The 20,296-nt window shown below is 71.5% G+C and carries 5 protein-coding genes; 4 read left to right on the top strand and 1 reads right to left on the bottom strand.

Annotation, left to right across the window (positions count from 1 at the left end):
- The first annotated feature begins 24 nt into the window (after window positions 1–24).
- From V5O40_RS19510 to V5O40_RS19500, 3 genes are all read left to right on the top strand, one after another.
- Complete coding sequence (locus V5O40_RS19510; RefSeq protein ID WP_332906804.1) at window positions 25–17,046, top strand: toxin glutamine deamidase domain-containing protein; 17,022 nt, start codon at window positions 25–27, stop codon at window positions 17,044–17,046.
- Between the two features lie 27 nt (window positions 17,047–17,073).
- Window positions 17,074–17,916: a DUF6406 domain-containing protein gene (locus V5O40_RS19505; protein WP_332906803.1), complete on the top strand. Its 843-nt coding sequence runs from the start codon at window positions 17,074–17,076 to the stop codon at window positions 17,914–17,916.
- Window positions 17,917–18,066: 150 nt separating this feature from the next.
- Window positions 18,067–18,957: a DUF6406 domain-containing protein gene (locus tag V5O40_RS19500; RefSeq protein ID WP_332906802.1), complete on the top strand. Its 891-nt coding sequence runs from the start codon at window positions 18,067–18,069 to the stop codon at window positions 18,955–18,957.
- A 16-nt stretch (window positions 18,958–18,973) separates the two neighbouring features.
- On the opposite strand, the gene V5O40_RS19495 is transcribed toward V5O40_RS19500, so the two are convergent.
- Window positions 18,974–19,516: a hypothetical protein gene (locus V5O40_RS19495; RefSeq protein ID WP_332906801.1), complete on the bottom strand. Its 543-nt coding sequence runs from the start codon at window positions 19,514–19,516 to the stop codon at window positions 18,974–18,976.
- A gap of 69 nt (window positions 19,517–19,585) precedes the next feature.
- Between V5O40_RS19495 and V5O40_RS19490 the strand changes: the two genes are divergently transcribed.
- Window positions 19,586–19,837, top strand: a complete 252-nt coding sequence (locus V5O40_RS19490) for an SCO4848 family membrane protein (RefSeq protein WP_332906800.1) — start codon at window positions 19,586–19,588, stop codon at window positions 19,835–19,837.
- Window positions 19,838–20,296: the final 459 nt, after the last annotated feature.

The following is a 20,296-nucleotide window of genomic DNA, read 5'->3' as shown; positions in this document are numbered from 1 at the left end:
GCATCGGACAGAGGGGCTTTCGGGGTGGCGATACCCAATCCCAGGAACTCGCTGGGCGAGTACGCGTGGGTCTGGGACGCCATCTGCTGGGTGAGCGCCGGGGAGGCGTGGCCCAGCGGCGACGAGGATCGCATGCGGGAGTTGGCCGACGCGTGGCAGGCGCTGGCCGACACGGTCAGCGAGACGCTCGGCCAGGCCGACCCCGCGGTCATGAGGATCCTGCAGAGCTGGGGCGGTGGTGCCGGCGAGGCCTTCGGCGGTTTGTGGAACCAGATCGGTGTGGACCCGAACACCGGTCTGCCGCTGATCCAGGAGATCTCCGCCGCGTACGCCGCCGGCTGCGACCAGGCCGCTCTGGAGATCGAGTACGCGAAGCTGACCGTGCTGATCGCGGTCATCATCACCGTCATCGCGGTCTTCGTCGCGCTCCTGATGGCCTGGCTGGGCGGGGTGTCCGCAGGTGCCATTCCGGGCATCCTCGCCGGTGGCCGGCAGGCGGTCACCATCGCCTTCCGCCGGTTGATCGCCCAGATGGGTCGGCAGTTGCTGACCCGGGCGGGAATGCGGGCCGCGTTGCGGCTGGCCGGCACCCGGCTCGGCCAGATGGCCACCAGCCAAGGTTTACGGCGGGGCCTCAATCGCCTCGGTCGTGAGTTGGTGGAGGAGATCGGCGAGGAGCTGATCATCGACGTCGGCGCCCAGGCGTACCAGATGCACACCGGTACCCGGCGAGAGTGGGATGGCAACCGGACCCTCACCGCCGGCGTGGGTGGCGCCTACGGCGCGGTGCTCGGCACCGGCATGAACTGGGCCGGTCGGCGGGCGGCGCCCCGCATGCCGTTCTCGTTCAGCCCGTCGCAGCTCTCCTTCCGCGGCAGCGGCCTGGTGCGGTGGGGCAGCACCAGCCTCACCTCCGGCGCCCAGAACGCCGTCATCTCGCCGGCGGCCAGCGTGCTCGCCAACGGCACGGTCAACGGACAGTGGGCCATGCCGGGAGCGGACGCCTTCCTGGGCGGCTTCACCAGTGGCGCCGGCCGCACCGGCGCGACCCTCGCCGGTGGCGCCACCGGCAACCTGATGGCGCGGGGCACGAACGCACTCCTCGGCAGGCTGGGGGTCGACGTCGCGCCGAATGTCGGGCCAGCTGGCGGGACCGACCCCGGCCTGGGCGTCGGAGGGGCGAACGGCCTCGGCGACCTCGGCGGCGGTGCCAACGGCGCCGGTGCCGGTGCGACCGGGGGAGGCTCCACGTCGGGTGCCGGTGCGACCGGTGGTGGCACGGGCTCGGCCGCGGGTGGCGGCTCTGCTGCCTCCGGCGGTGGCTCCGCGGCGGGCGTCGGCGGATCCGGTTCGGACGGTGCTGGCAGCTCCAGCGGAGCGGGCGGTAGCTCCGGCGCCGGGACGACCGACACGGGCGGCGGCACGGTCCAGAACGGCGCCGGTACGGTCCCCGAGAGCGGAGCGGGCTCGATCAGCCTCGCACCCCCCTCGACGGATGGTTCGGTGGCACCGACGACCGATGGCTCCGCCGCACCGGCGGCGGATGGCGGGCCGGCGGCGGATGGCGGGCCGGCGGCGGATGGCGGGCCGGCGGCGGATGGCGGGCCGGCGGCGGATGGCGGGCCGGCGACCGTAGACACGGCCACGACCGCCGACCCGTCGCACGTCGGCGGCAACACCGGCATCCCGGTGGCCGTCCCTGCCGATGTGACGGCCACGGCGCCGGACGGCACTCCGGCCGTCAGTGACGGCGGTACCACCGCCAACGACCAGGGCGGCGCACCGGATGGCCGGAGCACGCCGGTCACCGAATCACCCGGCACGGACCGGACCAGCACCGATACGAACACCGAAACCGCCGTCAGCGACCGGTCGACGAGCGAGGCGACGGTTCAGACCGACGGCGGTCTGGTCACCGCCGCACCGTCGGAGGTGACCGCCGCCCCGGCCGGCGACGGCTCGACCGGGTCCGGCCGGACGACGACCGGCAGCCCGATATCCGACGTCACCGACGTCGACACCGCTGGCTCCTCCGTCACCGGGGACATGCCGGCCGCCGTGCTACCGGGTACGGCGACCGCAGCCCCGGTGACGGCACCCTCCGCTCCGGCGGTAGGGACACCTCCTGCCACGGCTACGCCAACGGGCCCGACCGCCGCGACGAACCCGGCGTCCCCCACTGGTGCACCTGCCGCGGCCGGCCCGCAGGTGGCGAACACCCCCAACAGCTCGACGCCGACCACGAGCGGTACCCAGACCACGGGCACCCAGCAGCCCGGCAACACCGCCACGCAACCGACCCCCGGCCGGGGTACGCCGGTCGGACCGACCGTCAACCCGACAGCGGCGAACACGGCCGGCTCGGTCTCCCTCGCGCCCGCCACCGGCCCGACCACGGCGAACCCCGCGCAGCCCACCGCATCCACGCAACAGGTCGGGCCCACTCAACAGCCGGGCACGCCGGCCCAACAGGCCACCCCGGCCCAACCGGGACAGTCGAGGCCGGACGCGCCGACACCCGTGCCGGCCGACCAGCCCACCCCGACGGTGCCGGCACAGACGGCGGGTGTCGAGCCGGCGACGCCGTCCCTGGACGCGGCTCCGACCGCCGACACGGAAACGGACCCGAACTCCGGGCCCACCGATCCGGCCCAGCAGCGCACCGACGGGCCGGTCGTGATCCCGGTGCCCACCAGCAGTGGCACCGTCCAGAGCGGGCCGACGATCCCCGGCCCCGAGACGGCGACCGGTGCGGTCGACCCACAGACCCTCAGGCGGTCGGAGGGACCGACCGGACGCGGTACCCACAGCTGGCAGCTGGAGCCGACATCGGTGGACGGCGACCCCAACGGTCCCGAAGCGGAGCAGGCCCTGATCGAGGCGTCCCGGACGCTTGCCGAGACCGTACGGACGGCGGTCAAGTCCGCCTCGGTCTCTAGGAGCAAGCAGCCCGGCATGGCCGGTGCCTTGCTGATGCCCGACGGCAGCATCACCACCCACACCAGCATGACCGCCGACAGGGGTACGAAACCACCGACACAACCCCGGGTGCATCCGCTCGCGCAGGCTGCACTGGACCGGATCGCAGCAAGACTCGTCGACGGCGTGGGCGGCGGGCATGGCAAGTGTGCCGAGGTGGCCCTGGTTTCCGATCAGCTATACCTGCTAGAGCAGCAATGGCGGAACGCAGGGGAGCCCGGCACCTTCGAGCAGTACGCCTTGGACTCGCTACAGGGTGCCAAAATCGTCACGCATCAGATCAAGCCAGCTCGGTCCGGCGGCGTCACGTACGAGCTTGGGCGCAACCGGCCGCCGTGCCGATCATGCGCGGAATTCCTGCCAGAGTTCAATGTCGAGCCGATCGCCGATCCCGAGCGAGACGTCACCGTCTACCAACCGCCGGTACCCGGGGTGGTGGGCAATGGGCTGCCACTGAGCGACGGCCGGCCGTACGGGCAGCCGGAGGGTCTGCTGCCGCCGGACCAAGCCGATCAGGATGCGCTCGACGCGGCCGTTATTCGGGATCCGGCGACGGGACGACCTGCCGTGCACCCGGATCCACGGATCGGTTCGTGGGCCGACTTGCTCAACGATGGCGGGCCGACCGTTCCAGGACGCGCAACGAACTGTGCCGATGTTGGGCTGTCCGTCCTGTCGGCCTGGTACGGACGTCCCGAGGTAGCGGCGCCGACAGTCCCGTCAGCCGAGGTGGAACGGGGCAGCACCAGCCGGCAGGAGCAGGCACTGCGCTCCACCTTCGGACACCACGGCAGTGGCGCTCGCGGGTTGGATGCGGTCGCTGACGCTCTCCGCGCGGCTGGTCCCGGGGCCGCTGCCCTCATCATCGGCCAGTGGCCGGGCCCTGATGGCCGCGCCCATACCTGGAACGCCGTGAACCACAACGGCACGATCATCTGGGTTGACGGGCAGCGTGGTGTGGTCTCCGATATCGCCCCGCTCTACGCCGGTGAGGTGGACGGCGTCTGGTCGATCGTGCTGGATGCCGAAGGTGATCCGGTCGGTAGGGCCACACCCGAAGCCAGCACACCGGCTCCGGTCCCGCCGGCCTCGACCGCGGACCTACCGACCGGAGGTCGGGATCAGAACGACTCTCCCACCGGGCGGCCTGGCGCAGCCGTCGACCCGAACAACCCCGACCGCACACCGGACGACCCGAACGGTACCGACGGGACACTGACCGACCCGACCAGGCCAGACCCAACGCCGACTGACCCGAGCACGCCGGATGCCCTGCCGGCTGATCCGAGCACCCCGGATGCGAACACCGATCAGGACCCCGCTCCGGTCGCCTGGCCGGACATGCAGGGCTGGCCGATGCCGGACACGCGCCAGTTCGGGCCGGAGCAGTTGGCCCCACTGGAGGATCCGCGGTACCAGGACGATGTCGAGGACAGCCTGCGTACTCCGGAGGGGTATGAGGTCTTCGCCGACCCCTCGACCCATCCGTACGGTCAGCTGATCAACGACGGCGGGCCGGATCAGCCCGGTCGGGCCAACAACTGTGTCGACACGATCCTCGCGGCCCTGGCCAGCTTCTACGGCGATCCGCAGGTCTCGCATCCGCGTTGGCCGGACCGGCTCGACGACGGCACCGTCGACACGACACTAGGCGAACTGAACGGCTTCGGCCGGATCGAGAGTTGGATCGGCGGCGACTGGACCGGGGACAACGACGCCCTACCGGGCACCCCCGCCGAGCGGACGGCCGCGCTGGCTGACCAGTTCGAGCAGCTGTATCAGCGGGTTCGCGACGCCGGCCCGGGCGCGTCCGCGGTCATCGCCGTCGACTGGATCCTGTTCGACGAGAACACCGGCGACCCGCTGCTCGACGCCGAGGGCAACACCCAGCCGGCCGGTGAACACGTCTTCCTGCTCGTCTACCCGCAAGGCGCGGACGGGCCGGTGTGGTGGGATCCGCAGTTCGGCAGCACCACCACCGATCCACTGCCGGGCGACTATGTTGGACTGACGCACAACCTGTGGTCGATGGAGGTGCAGCCCGCCCATGCCGATGAGCAGGGAGGAAGCCCGGCAACTGATGACCAGGTTGCTGGGGACGGACAACCCGGTGGCGGTGTTCCCGTTCGAGTTCGGCTGGGCGGCCCAGGAGACACTCTCCCCGCAGCAGCGGACCCAGGGCCGGCAGCTGGGCCAGGGGGTCTTCATCATCGACCAGACGGGGGTGGTGACCGTGCATCCCAGCCTGCCGCCGCCGTTGATCATGAAGCGGTACGCGGCGGCCCGCCGGGAGGGCCGGATCACCGGCCGGCAGGTCTGGCCGGCTCCGGATCCGACGGGCTGAGCGACTCCGACGCCACACCTGACAGTCCCTACCTGGACGGGCTGCCGGACACCGACCGGGCCGCCCTGCTCGACGCCCTGGCCGAGGCGCGGACCGAGGCCGATCAGATCCTGGCCGATGTGCGCGGCGTAAACGCCGAGGTGAACGCGCAGCTCGGACTGACCGGCGCGGACGCGCTCAGCACGCTCGGTGAGCAGCACCGCGTCAAGGGTGCCGAGTCCCTGGCCCGCAAGTACCGCACCGAGTTGGAGCCTCTCGGGTACGACATCGGTCCGGCGCTGGACACCGTGAACGACGTGGTGCGGTTCTCGGTACGGGGACCGGAGTCCGAGGCGTACGGGCCGGCGGTGGACGCGCTGCTGACCTCGCTGGAGGCCCGGGGCTACCAGGTCACCGACCTGAAGAACTTCTGGCACCCGGGAAACCGTTTCTTCGGCCTGAACTGCACGCTCACGGCGCCGTCGGGGCGTACCTTCGAGCTGCAGTTCCCGACCGGCACCAGCTACCACGTCGGCGGACAGACCCACGACCAGTACGAGGTGATGCGCGATCCGGCGCAGACGCCGGCCGCCCGCGTACACGCGTTCCTCGACATCCTGGCGGTCAACAAGGCCAACGGCATCGCGGCGAGCATGCCGGGGGGCATGGACAGCGCCCGGTTCGACACGCCGAAGGACACCAGCTTCGCCAAGTGGATGGCCGCACCCCGGCAGGCGAGCATCCGAGAGTCGTACCTTGACTGGCTCGGACAGCAGGGTCTGACGTTCGCCGACGTGCTCGCCGCGCGAGGATTGGCCCTGTCCGACCTGCCGGGTCTGGACCCTGACCTGATGGGGGGCGCGCATGGCAGCGCTGACGTTCGGCTACTTCCTCCTGCGGAGACCGGAGGATCCGGACGGCCCGCCGGTCAACCTGATCGCGGAGGCGGACAGCGCCGGGCCGACCCAGGCGGTGATCTGGGACCGACCGAAGCGGGCGTGGACGTTCCGCCCGGACGTGGCGGCGGCGATCCTGTGGGCGAATCCGGAACGCCACGAGATCCAGCGGGTCGACCGGGCGACGGCCGAGCGCCAGGTGGCGCACTTCGCGACGGTGCCGTTGCCGACGGAGGACGAGCTGACGGAGATCTGCCGCTCGGCGGTCTGACCGCAGACGGCACAGGTGCGCCGGCTCACCCAGGCGAGTCGAGCCAGGCCAGCCCGGGTTCGCCGGTCACGGCCGAAACCCCGTCGGTACCGCTCGACACCGACCACGGTCTGGCGGAGACCCGGCGCCTCGGGCCGGGTGAGCTGGCACCGTTGGAGGATCCCGGCTACCAGTGGGAAGTCGAGCAGAGCCTGCGTACGCCGGACGGCTATCGCTTGTTCGCCGACCCGTCCACCCACCCGTACGGTCAGCTCGTCAACGACGGCGGCCCAGGCCAGCAGGGTCGCGCCAACAACTGTATGGACTCCGCGCTCTCGGCGTTGTCGAGCTTCTTCGGAGACCCCCGGGTGTCCTTCCCCCGCTGGCTGGACATCCGGCCGGACGGTTCGATCGAGACGGTGACCGGCGAGGCGAGTGGGCTCGACCGCGCCGAGGAGTGGCTCGGCGTCGAGTGGTCCGGCGGATCGGAGGGGCTGCCGACGACTCCGGCCGAGCACGCGGCGGCCGTGGCCGAGCAGTACGCGCAGCTTCATCAGCGTGTCGCGGCGGCCGGTCCGGGTTCGGCGGCCCTCGTCGTGGCCGAATGGGTCCGGACGGATCCCCTCAGCGGAGAGCTCGTCCTCGACCGGGGACACGTGCAGGTCCAGGACTCGCACGCCTTCGTTCTGGTGTATCCGGAGGGTGCCGACGGGCCGGTCTGGTGGGATCCGCAACGAGGGACGACGTGGCCGCGGCCCCCGGCCGCGTACCTGGCACAGACGTACGCGCTGTGGTCGATGGAGACCGCGGCGGAAAGGGTTACCGATGACGGAGGACGAGGCGCAGACGCTGATCAGGCGCCTGCTCGGCACGGCGAACGCGATCGAGCTGCACCCGTTCGAGTTCGGCTGGCTGGCGAAGGAACAGCTGTCCCCACAAGAACGGGCGGAGGGCAGGCAACTGGGCCACGGGAGCTACATCATCGACCGGACGGGAGTGATCACAGTTCAGATGAGTCTGCCGGTACCGCTGCTGATCGCGGAGTACACGCAGGCCCGCCGGGAGGGCCGGATGACGGGTCGGCAGGTCTGGCCGACGGAGGAACCGACGGCCTGACGCCGCCGGTCGAACCGGCCGGGGAGGTCGGGCCATCGTCTGTCGACCCGCCGCCGGGCGACCCCGGGCCCGCAGCCGACCCGGACGGCCCCGACCTGCGGCAGGCGGCAGCCGGTACGACCTTCGGTGGCGCGCTGCTCGACGCCGACCCCGCGCGTACCGCGATCGCCGTCGAGGCGGCCCTGACCACCGGGCCACTACCCGGCGGGGCGAGTGCCGACCCCGCCACCGCCACAGTCACCCTGGCCACCCTCGACGGTCCCTACCCGGTACGCGTCGAGCCGGCCCCGGTCGCGGCGGACGCGGCGGTCGCACCGGTGGCCGCCATCCGCTACACCTCCGACGGGGCCGTCGTGCAGGTGTCCACGAGCGCCCACCCGGACCACGTCCGGCGGGCGGTGGCGGCGGCGCTCGCCGAAGTGGACGCGATCGCCCAGCAACGGGCCGAGGGGCTGCGGTTCGACGCGACCGCCGCACTCGCCGAGGGCGCCCGACCGGAGGGCGACGGCACCCGCGTGCTGACCGCACGCGACCTCGGACACCTCGCCGAGCTGCGGGTGGTGCTCGCCGACAGCGCCACCGCCGCCGATCCGGGAACCGCCGGTCAACTCCGTGCCGAGGCGCTGAGTCTGCTCGTCGCCTCCGGTCTCCTCGAACAGGAACCGGCACACGTCGTGCACGGGCTCGGTGGCAACACGCCGGTGGTCGGGCCGGAAGCGGCCCGTGCCCGCCTCGACCTGATCCACCATCTCCTCGGTCCGCTCGCCACCGAGGTGGAGACCCTGATCGGGCTCGCGCAGGGTGGTGGTCAACAGCTCGTGACCGACATCCGGGCGGCCCAGTCGGCGATCCGCGCCGAGGCGCGGGCCTGGGCGCAGCAGGCCACCGCCCTGCGCGACGCGGCCGATCTGGCGTTGACCGCCAGGGTGGACGCCACCCTGGGCGTGGCGCCCGACCACGTCTTCGACCGGCTCGTCATCGGTGGTGGTTGGGCCGCGACCGCCGACTTCGTCACCATGGGGGCCGCCGGGGACGCCGGCCACGGCCTGCCGCCGGTGCTCTGCGTGTCCCAGGGACACGACCCGTGGGCGGAGCGGCAGGCGCTGCTGATGGGGCAGGTCCCGTCCGAGCTGGAACTTCCCGGCCTGCCGTTCCAGCCGGCCGACCTGGCCGAGGAGGGCACCCAGTTCACCCCCTCCGACGTCTTCGCCGACGCGGTGGGCGCGGCCCGTGCGCTCTCCGGCATGCCGACCTACCAGGGCACCGCCACCTCGATCACCCCTCGACCGGCCGACGCCACGGGCTGGCCCGACGGCGCCAACTTCCGGGTGACCGTCAACGGCCGGGACATCTACACCACCTCCGTCGACATCGCCAGCGGGCCGGGACCGTCCCGGGTACCCAGCGTCCCGACGAACGCCACCGGGACGTACGTCGACCCGGACACCGGGTACCGCGTCGACCGCTCCGGCGGCACGCCGCTGTTCCAGGACCCGGACGGCAACCAGATCGCGCCGGAGAGCGTGCCGCCGCAGGTCCGAGCGGTCCTCGGTGGCCCGGGCGCCAGCCGGGGTGATCTGCCGCTGCTCGCCGACCTGACCGGGCGACCCACCGATCCGCTGGTGGTCGACCCGACGTCCGGGTACGCGGTGGACGTCACGACCGGCCAGGTCGTCGACCCCGACGGCTCGCCGGTGGACACCGGTGCCGTGCCCGCCGACGTCGGGGCCCGGCTGGGCTTCGCTCCGGACGGGTCCTTCACTGATCCTCGGCCGGCCGCGCCGCATGTCGACTTCGGCGGGCAGAACCTCGCCGACGCGTACCGTCCCGGTGACCGGGTGCTCGTCTTCGGCGCGGGCGCCTCCGGCGCGTGGGACATCGAGCAGGCAGTGGCGTCCCCCGCCGCGAGCGTCGACTGGTCAGCCCGAGCCGTGGACCCGCCGCCCGACCAGCTCACCGGTGACCCGGACCAGGACGCCGAGGCGCGTCTGCGGTACAGCTTCGGCGGCGGCTACAACCGGCGGAACACGCTGCCCGACGTCGGTGCCTACGCCGACACGGTGCAGCGCCAGGTCGACCGATCGCTCCGGGAGATCGTCAGTCTCCGGCACACGGTCGACGGCGGCTTCCTGGTGGAGTTCACCGACGGCAGCCGCCAGGCGTACGACCGGGTGGTGCTCTCGATCGGCCAGGCGGCCGAGTTCCCCGGGGGTGTCGCCAACCTCGTCACCGGGCTCGGCCTGGAGCCATTGGACGGACCGGTGGCCGTTGCGGACGCCGAGACCGACCTGCTGGGCCTACAGGACGTCTCGGGGCGGCTCCGCGTCCTGGGTGCGGCCAGTGTCGCTCCGGGTGTGGTCGCCGAGACGTCCACCCCGTCGGAGGTACGTGCCCTCCTCACCGCCCAGGCCAACGCGTTGCCCGACGACTCCCGGGGTATCGCGCCCAGCATCCGCTTCCATGCGCAACGGATCGCCGAGGCCAACCGACCCGCACCGCCGACCGCACCGTATGACGGTCGGACCGTACCCGATGCCCCGTCCGGGCCGGACGATCTAGACGTCGTGGTACCTCGGGGGCCCCTCCCAGGCCCAGCGGACGTCGAGCCAGGGCAGCGGTCCGTACCGGTCGATCAGACGCTGCCCGAGAGCAGGCACGTCGACGCCGACCGGTCTGCCGTCGATGTCCTGGCCGACGCCGTACGGCAGGATCTCGACCCGGTTGCGGTCGAACTGGACGTAGCGCAGGTGGGGGAGGTTGCGGCTGGCGGCCAGCGCATCGGCGCCGTCGGCGCCGATGTCACAGCGGGACAGACCGAGCCAACGCAGCCGGCCCAGGCAGGCCGATCCAGCGAGGTGCCGCACACCGGCGTCGCCGATGGGGTTTCCGCCCAGGTCCAGTCCGACCAGTTGTCCCAGCAGGGGCGACGGGGCGATGTCGGCGATGCGTCCGGAGACATCGGTGAGCACCAGGTGCCGGACGGGAACGCTTCGCCAGACCTCGATGCCGTGGTCGAGGAAGGCGTCGGCACGCATGGTCACCGACTCGACGAATCCGCGCCGCAGCCGCCAGTCGTCGACCAGCCGCTCGACGGGACGGGCGAGCCGTGGTCCGATCCTCCGCCGGAGCAGCAGACGTCGGGGGGTACTTCCGCCGTCGAGGTCGAGGCGGATCAGCTCGGCGTGCTCGGGGTCGGTGGTCTCGATGGCGTCGGCGTAGCGTCGCCGCAGGTCGAGGTCGTCGGGGTCGGCGAGGATGGCGGCGTAGAGGTCGGCGGGCGTGGCCATGACGGCAGCGTATCGACGGACGGCGCGAGCAACGCCCCTGGTGGCCCGTCTTTGCCGGAGAGCCGACGGTTCGGGCCGGGCGAGCTGGCACCGCTGGAGGATCCACGTTTCCAGGTCGATCTCGCGGCGAGCCTCACCACCGGGCAGGGGTACGCGGTCTTCGCGGATCCGTCGACCCATCCGTACGGGCTGTTGGTGAACGACGGCGGACCGGAACAACCCGGGCGGGGCAACAACTGCCTCGACTCGTCGCTGGCGGCGCTGGCCAGCTTCCACGGCGACCCGCAGGTGTCCGTACCCCGCTGGGCGGACCGCTTCGACGACGGCTCGATCGATCGCGTCACCGGCGAGCGGGGCGGACTGGAGCGCGCCGAGGCGTGGATCGGCGGGGCATGGATCGGTGGTCCCGGCAACCTGCCGACGGACCTGTCCGCCCGTACCGACGCGGTGGCCGCCCAGTACGAGAACCTTTACCGGCAGGTGGCGGATGCCGGCCCCGGAGCGTCGGCGCTGGTAGTGGCCGACTGGCTGTTGCTCGACGCTGCCGGGGACGTGTTGCTCGACCAGGCCGGCCGACCTGAGGTCGACAGCTCCCACGCCTTCGTGATCGTCTTTCCGGCGGAAGCCGACGCGCCGGTGTGGTGGGATCCGCAGACCGGAACGACGTCGGCGGAGATGCCCGCCGCCGATGTGCGGGAAACCCACGCACTCTGGGCGATGATGGTGCCTGACGGAGAGGGGCGAGTTGACCGAGGACGAGGCGCTGACGCTGATCAGTCGACTGCTGCGGACCGGGAATCCGATCGTGCTACGGGAGTTCGAGTTCGGCTGGCTGGCCCGGGAGAGACTCTCGGAGCAGGAGCGGGCCTCGGGGATGCACGTGGGCCAGGGCAGCTACATCATCGACCGCTCGGGAGTGGTCACCGCGCACACCAGCCTGCCACCGCGGCGGGTGATGCGGGAGTACACGCAGGCGCGACGCGAGGGCAGGATCAAGGGCCGGCAGGTGTGGCCCGAGGCGGACCAGACAGCCTGACCCGGACCGACGGCTCGACACCGTCGGACGGTGCTGCCCCGGATGCGGGATCAGCCGGCCCCGGTGGTACCGAGGGACCGGTGGGCACCGGCCCGGGAACCGACGCCGACGGGCCCGACCTACGGCGGGCCGCCGCCGGTACGACCTTCGGCGGCGCACTGCTCGACGCCGATTCCGTCCGGACCGGGGAGGCCGTTCAGGCCGCACCGGGCGGTGCAGCGTTGCCCGGCGGCGCTCAGATCGACCCGGCCACCAGCACCGTCACCCTGAGTACGCTCGACGGCCCCTACCGCGGCGTCTCGCCCACTCCGTCGCCCGAGGACGGCGGCGTAGAGGTCGGCGGGCGTGGCCATGACGGCAGCGTATCGACGGGTGACTCGATCACCGCCGGTGCCGTTCCGGGATCCACCTTCCATGGTCTGGGTCGCCCGGTCGCCGACCCGGCGGCGGTGCTGGAGTCGGCCCGGTCCGCGCTGCCACAGGTCGCGCAGTACGCCGAGGTGGACGCGGTGGCCCCGGTCGGGCCGGACCTGTTCGAGATCCGGTCCGCCGGGCAGCATCCGCTGACCGTACGGCTCAGCAGTGGTCCGTTGGCCGACGGTCTGGTGGCCCAGTCGACCCGCGACCCGGACGGCGTCCTCACCGTCACGGTGTCCGACCGGGCCGCCGATCCGGTGGTGGCGCGGGCGCTGGCGCACGAGGTCGCCGAGCTGGCGGCGCTGCACGAGTCCGGTCGGGCGCTTGTCGGTCCGCTGGACCCGGGCAACATCCAGGGCCCCATCGACCCGGCGGGGCTCACCGCCCACGACCGAGGTCGACTGGCGGAGATCCGGCTGCTCGCCGCCACGTACGCCGCCGCCGACCCGGCCGCCCGACCGGCCGTACGCGCCGAGATCGACGCCCTCGCCGGTCATCTCGGCCTGCGGGTCGGTGACCCGGACGTCCGGTCGCGGTGGGCGCTGCTACCCCGGGACGTGCTGGCGCACCTCATGCGGCTCAGCGTGCCGTCGATCACGCCCGACGCGGTCTCCACCGTGCTGGCCGGTGCCGCCACCCTCACCGAGGTCGAGCGGATCAGGATGATCGACTACCGGGCCAGACTGGCTCCGGACTTCCAGGTGCCCCAGCAGGCGGACCTGGACGCCCGGCTGCGGGAACTGGCGACCGAGGCCGAACACGCGCAGGCCGGGATGCCACGGATGTCCGCCTTCGCCGGACAGATCGTCGGTGTCCCGCAGGCGCAGTTAGACCGGATCCGGGCGGTGGATCCGCAACTCGCCGACCGGCTCGCCACCGAAGGCATCTACGTCGACCTGACCGGCCGCTACGACCTGCGTCCGTACATGGTGCCGAACGTGCCCGCCGTCGACCTCGGTGCGGCACGCCCGACGTTCGACCTGACCACCGAGGCCGGGCGGCGCGCCCAACTGCACGAGGACCGACAACGCGCCCGCGCGGCGCTGCGGGGCCTCCACGGTGACCAGGCAGCCGCTCTGCTCACCGGACACGAATTCCACTACCAGGGCACCGCGAGGTGGATGGGACTGGTGCCGGACGTCCTGACCGAGGTTCTGCGCAGCATCACCCCGGCGCCGACGGCCACCGCGGCGACCGTGGAGAACTCCGCGACGCAGGAGACGGCGGGAGAGATCCGGGTCTCGGCCGACCGGGTGACTCTGCCACCGGAATCGGCCAACCAGCCCGGCCCGGTCTACGGGTCGGCACTGGACGCCCGCACCGGGCAACCTCCGCCGCTGTTCGACGGGCCGCCGAAGCGGGAGGACGTACAGCAGGGGGCGCTCGGCGACTGCGGCATGATCGCCGTGATCGGCTCGGTCGCCGGTCGACTTCCGGACAGCGTCGCGCAGATGTTCCACCCGAACCCGGACGGCTCGGTCGACGTGCTGCTGCACGAGACGAGTGGTCCCGACCGCGCGATCACACCCACCGGTCGACAGCTGCGGGTCACCGTCTTCCCGGACGTGCCGTTACACCCGAACTCGAACGGCCACAGCGCCTACGCCGACCAGTCAGTGGTCGGATCGGCCTGGGCGTCGCTGCTGGAGAAGGCGATCGCGGCGATCGACCGTACCTGGACCCAGCAGCGCCACGACCAGTGGCAGCAACAGTGGACCGCCCGGCCGGGTGTGGACGCCGCCCAGGCGGCACCGCTCGGCTATGCCCGGCTGGACAACGGCAGCAGCCGCCTGGTGCAGGCCGAGTTGCTCAGCCAGCTCACCGGCCTGCCGACCGGGGTCAGTGAACTGGACCCGACACCGGGCCGGGAAGCCGACGTCGAGGCACGACTGGCAGCCCTGCTGGACGCCGGCAGCCCGCTGATCACCGGCACCCGGCCGGCCGCCGCCTACGCTGCCCAACCGGGCGGCAAGCCACCGTACGGCTTGGTCGCGGGGCACGCGTACGAGATCGTGTCGGTCACGAACGGCGAGGTGCAGCTGCGTAACCCGTGGAACGCGCAGCATCCGGCCCCGATGCCGCTGCGCGCCTTCCTCGACCTGATGAGCCCGTGGTACGCCCACGTCGAATTGGCCCGTAGCACCGTGGGGGCGCTGCCCGGCTCGGCGTTCCACGGCCACGGCCGACCCGCCGCCGACGCCCCGGCCGTGGTGGACCGGGCCACGCTGGTGCTGCCCAGCCTGGCTGAGCAGGTCGGCGCGGATCAGATCGTGGCGGTCGGCCCCGACGCTTTCGAGCTGCGCGCGTCCGGTGTGGAGCCGCTGCGAGTCCGGGTCACCGCCGCCCCGCTGGCCGACGGCGTCGTGGCACAGACCATCCGCAATCTGGACGGCACCTTCACCCTCACCGTCTCCGACCGTGCCGGAGACATGGCGGTCGACCGTGCGGTGGCGCACGAGGCAGCCGAACTACTGGCCCGGCACGAGACTGGTACCGCCCAGGTCGGGCTCTTCGATCAGGGCGCGGCGGAGGGGCCGATCGATCCCGCCGGCGTCTCGGTACGGGACCGGGGTCGGGTGGCCGAGCTGCGCCTCATGGCCGCCTGGTACGCACAGGCCGACCCCGCCGCCCGGCTCGCCCTGCGAGCCGAGATCGACACCCTGGTCGACCGCTTGGGCCTCCGCTGGGGTACGCCCGACGCAGCCGCCCGCCTCGCCGTCCTGCCTGCCGACGTGTGGACCCACGTGATGCAGCTGAGCCTGCCGATGATCACACCGGAGGCGGTGGCCGACGCCCTGGCGTTCAACCCCAACCAGACGATGGTCGAGCGGTTCCGCGCCATCGACTACCGAGGCCGGCTGGCTCCCGACTTCCAGCCGCCGCCCGCCGCCGAGCTGACCGCGAAGTTGCGGGAGTTGGCCGTGCACGGGGAGCAGAGCCAGTCCTCGCTACCCCGGATGCCCGCCCTCGCCGGGCAGCTCATCGGCCTGCCACCCAACCTGCTGGATCAGGTCCGCCAGCACGACCCACAGCTGGCTGATCGGCTCGCCACCGAGGGCATCTACGTCGACCTGACCGGCCGCTTCGACCTGCGCCCGTACACCCTCGAAGGTGCTCCGGAGTTCAACCTGGAGAGGTCCGTACCCGCGTACGACCTGAACACCCCGGCCGGCCGGCACGCGCTGCTGACCGAGGACCGATCGCGAACCCATGCGGCCTTCAACGTCGAGTACGGGTCGAATCCGGCGGCCATGGCGGTGCTCGCCACGCACAGCTTCCACTACCTCTCCGATGCGCGGCGGATGGGGCTGGTACCAACGGCGCTGACCGAGGCACTGCAGGCGATGATGCCGCCCGACCCGGCCGTCGAGGTCGAGGTCACCCCGACGGTGACCGCTGACGAGGTCACCGTGGTCGCCGACCGTGTGACCCTGCCCGATCCTAAGCCCAAGTACCCGATCGAGTACGGGCGCTCACTGCTCCCGGCAACAGGTCAGCCGGCACCGCTCTTCGACGGCCAGCCCCGCCCGACGCAGGTGCAGCAGGGCATCCTGGGCGACTGCGGAATGCTGGCCACGATGGCGGCCCTCGCCGGGCATCGACCGGAGAGCCTTCCCCAGTTGTTCGAGCCGCAGCCGGACGGCACGGTGGACATCCTGCTGCACGAAACCGTGTTGCGCGGAGACGGATCGGCGGCGACTGGTCGGCGCATCCGGATCAACGTGCACCCTGACGTCCCGGTGCACCTCGGCAGCTCGTGGGCCGCCTACGCGAACCAGGCACTGGTCGGAACGAGTTGGGCGGCGATGCTGGAGAAGGCGCTCGCGGCCGTCGACCGAACGTGGACCAAGGAGCGGCACGAGCAGTGGCAGCACGATTGGCGCGGGTGGGAGAGCAAGGACGACCCGCACCGTTCTGCCCCAATGGGCTATGCGCGGCTCAACGTCGGCAGCACTCCGCTGATGCAGGCCGAACTGCTCACCCAGCTCACCGGCCTGCCAGCCCGGCAGACGCCGCTCGATAACACGCCAGGTCGGGAGGCGGCGGTTGAGCGATACCTGGCGGCCGTGCTCAAGTCGGGAAGCCCGATAACCATCGCGACCTGGCCAGAGGAAAACTACCCCGGGCGCAGGTTGCCGTACGGGCTAAAGGCGAAGCATGTCTATGAAATCGTGACGGTCGAGAACGGCCAGGTGCAGCTACGTAACCCCTGGAACAAGGAGCATCCGCCGCCAATGTCGGTGCGGGCGATGCTGGACCTGATGGGGCCGTGGTGCGCGCACCTGGAGCAGTCACCGGCTGCCGCTCGGCCGTCGCCTTCGGAGTACGGCGGTCTCGCAGCGAACGTCCAACCACTCGTGCCGTCACCCCGATCGTCCGCCGAGCAGATCGTCGACCGCCCGCTGGCCGTTCCGACCCGGGGCGTTCCGCTGGTCGATCAGCCCGGCCCGCTGGCCAAGCCCGCGTCGTCCCCGCGCACCCTTGGTCGCACCCACCTCGATGACGAGCGGTACGCGATCGGCTACTTCGCATTGCTCGCTGCCGACGGTAGCGTGGCTGGCCTGATGGTGTCCGAGGTCAGCGGCTCGGGACGCTCGCTGCACTGGACGGCCGGTGGCGAGAGGGTAGGGCAGGCGACGCCGGCACCGGTCGATCGTGCGGAGGCCGAACGGATCGCCCGCGACGTGCTTGGTTTCGAGCTTCCCGCCGAGCCGACGTTATACGACATGTTGGACACCTGATCGTGCCTGAGAAAACCGGGAGAGCTGGTGCGCTCGTTTACTCATGTGGCTGTAGTCCCGAACAATGCGATTGCGGAAGTCGGGCTGGCCCGGTTCGGGGTGCGCTGGGTCGATGTTGGTCCGCCCGTGTGTGCCGAGATCATAGTGATGCCATTCCGAAGTGACGAGAGCTTCGCCCACGAGGTCACGCTCGGTGAGACCTTCCCGGTGGACGGGGAAACCTGGCGCTTCGCGGATCTCGACATGTCCAGCGCGGACGACTGGGAGGTCACCGTCCGGCGGGTGGACGAGAACGAGGTGATGGAGCCGCCGACCGGGCGGCTGTGGAAACGGGCGCGGCTGCGACCCTACGGCCAGTTGAACGAAACTCAGCTCCAGTCGTTGGAGGCGGCGCTCGGGGCCCAGCTCCCGCGTGAGTACCGCGTCTGGCTGGGGCGGAACAATGGTGCGCAACCCGAGGTGCCGCACCACATCCCCGGAATGCCTGTCGCCCTGCTTCCGTCGGCTCCGCTGTTCGGCGTCCACCCCGACTATCCCCCGTTCGACCTGGTGCACGCCCAGCGTCGTCACCGCGACCCCTGGCTGTCGCGGGCCTGGCTGGTAATCGCGACTACGGCCAGTGGGCTGCTCGTTGTCTCGGCGGAGTTGGGCAACGAGAGCGTCTATTTTGTGAGCGAGCTTGACCTGGTCGGCCCACCTTCCCCGGCTGCGGCGGCCGCCCGGGAGCGGAAGCTGCGGGCGGTGGCCTGGTCGATGTACGAGTTCATCGGCCGGCTGACCCCGATGGAGATGGATCACTTCCCCCCCGTCGAGATCCACCCGCCCGGGACGTTTACGGATCCCGCCAACTACGAGCACGGGCAGCCATGAGAGCGGCACGGGTGGACAGCACAGCCGCCGATTCGCTGAGCTACCCGATCGTTGCGCAGTGCGCGGAGCCGGCCGCGCCAGCCGGTCCACGGCCAGGGAACGCCTCGCACGCGACGTGCCTGCCCGAGCGTCCAGCCGGCGCCGAACGACATGCTGGACCTGATCGTGCCTGAGGAAACTGGGAGGGCAGGACCGTTGCGCTCGTTCACTCACGTAGCCGCTGTGCCCAGCAACGCGACGGCAAGCGTTGGACCAGCACGGTTCGGGGTGCGCTGGGTCGACGTGGGGCCGCCGGTGCGTGCCGAGATCATCGTCATGCCGTTCCAGCGCGACGAGAGTTTCGCCCACGAGGTCACGCTCGGTGAGACCTTCCCGGTAGGTGAGGAGATCTGGCGGTTCGCGGATCTCGACATGTCCAGCGCGGACGACTGGGAGGTCACCGTCCGGCGGGTGGACGAGAACGAGGTGATGGAGCCGCCGACCGGGCGGCTGTGGAAGCGGGCGCGGCTGCGTCCGTACGGCCAGTTGGACGAAACCCAACTCCAGTCACTGGAGGCTGCGCTCGGGCTTCGACTTCCAAAGAGTTACCGCCACTGGCTCGGCCGGACCAACGGTGCCGAGCCAGAGACTGAACACCACGTTCCGGGCAAACCGTTCTCCCTGTTGCCGGAGCGCCCGCTGTTCGGCGTGCATCCCGGTCACCCACCGATCGACCTGGTGCATGCTCAGCGCGTACACCGGGACCCTTGGCTGTCGCCGGACTGGTTGGTGATCGCCAATCCGTCCGGCGGACTGCTCGTGGTCGCGGTCGGGAACGTAGGTGACGAGATGGTCTACTTCATGCACGAGCTGGACCTCGTCGGCCCACCCGGGCCAGCAGCCTCATCCGCTCGGGAACGGAAGCTCCGCGCGGTCGCCTGGTCGATGTGGGAGTTGATCGGCCGGCTGACCCCGGTGGAGTTGGGCGACCTGCCGCCGGCTCAGCTGCTGCCGCCGGGAACCTTCACCGATCCTCCCAATTACGAGGACGGGGCGAGGTAGCCGCGGCGGGGGTGCGTCAGGCGAGCCGCGCGAGCATCCCGGCGTACGCGTCGCGGACGGCGGTGAGTCGGTCTCGCCGGAACCGCCCGGGCTCGCGCTGGTGCAGCCGCCGACCCCGGTCGCTGCTGAAGGCATCCGCCGGGACAACGGCCGCGTCCGGTGGAATGAACTTGCCGACCTCGTCGAGGGCGGCCACGGCTCGGGTAAGCGCGGCTCGGGCCCGCTGCCCTGCCTCGCCGGCACCGGGGTCGGCCGGCACCTGTCCGGCGTACGCGTCGGAGACCAGCAGCCACTCGCCGGGGTCGAGCAGTTGTGAGGGCTCGTCACCGCCGTAGCGGAATCCGCCGCCGGCAGAAGTGGCCGTCGGTGGCAGCCGGAAGAGGAACTCCCGTTCCTGACCGCAGCCGGCGCAGGCACCGGTGTACCGACTGGCCAGGTCGCCGTCGTCGAGCACCACGACCGCACTCTCTCGTGGGAAACGTGTCTCCCCGCAGGTGCAGGGGTGCAGATCCATGTAGAGATGCGCCTCCGCGTTGGTGCGGCTCAGCAGCGGGCTCATGCGACCCACCGTACCGATCGGAGGCTTTCGCCGGCGTCCCGGTCCAGCCCGCTGGCATACTCGCCGACCATGGTGCTGTCACGCGGCTGGGCGGTGTTCCTCGCGGGAGTGGGGATCTGGACCTGGGTGATCTGGCCGAGGTTCGCGGTGGCCATCTGGAACGACCCGAGGTCGTGGTCGAGCGGGGTCGTCGGGGACTGGCCGGCGACGGGCTTCCTGTGGGTGCACGCACTGCTCATCGCGGCGTCGTTGGCCATCGGTACGGCCGTGGGTCTGCTGGGCCTGCGGGGGTGGCGGGCGCACCGACGTGGTACGCCGTGAGTCACGGTAGGTCGGCCAGGCCGTGCTCCACCCGTGAGGGCTGGAGCAGCCGCTTCAGGTTCAGGTGCTCAATGTGACGGGGGCCGCTCCCAGCCGATTTGACGATCAATCCGCCGGACGCGTAACTTTCTCTCTGCCAGCGCGGAAGGGGCAAACAGGGCGAAAGCTCTGAGCGTCACAATCCGCCGAGTGCACCGGGTCCACCAGGGATCTCCTCTGTGGACACGGCCGGGTGGGGCTCTGCCGAGCTGCCTAGGGGCGGATTTGGTGGGGCGGAACCGACCGGGTAAGGTTTACGACCGGCAGGGAACCGGGCGAGCCTGCGGGCAACCGCAGCGGCCGGCCTGCCAAATCCGATGACCGAGTCGAGCGGGCAACCGCTGCGCTCGATCGCGGGTGCCGAACCGCCTGAAGCGTGACGGACCGGGACAAGCCGGTTTGACTCGCCGCAGAGGGTAA

Origin of the sequence: Micromonospora palythoicola (genome assembly GCF_036689795.1) — a bacterium.
Lineage (GTDB): Bacteria > Actinomycetota > Actinomycetes > Mycobacteriales > Micromonosporaceae > Micromonospora > Micromonospora palythoicola.
This window is presented reverse-complemented; position numbering and strand designations above follow the sequence as displayed.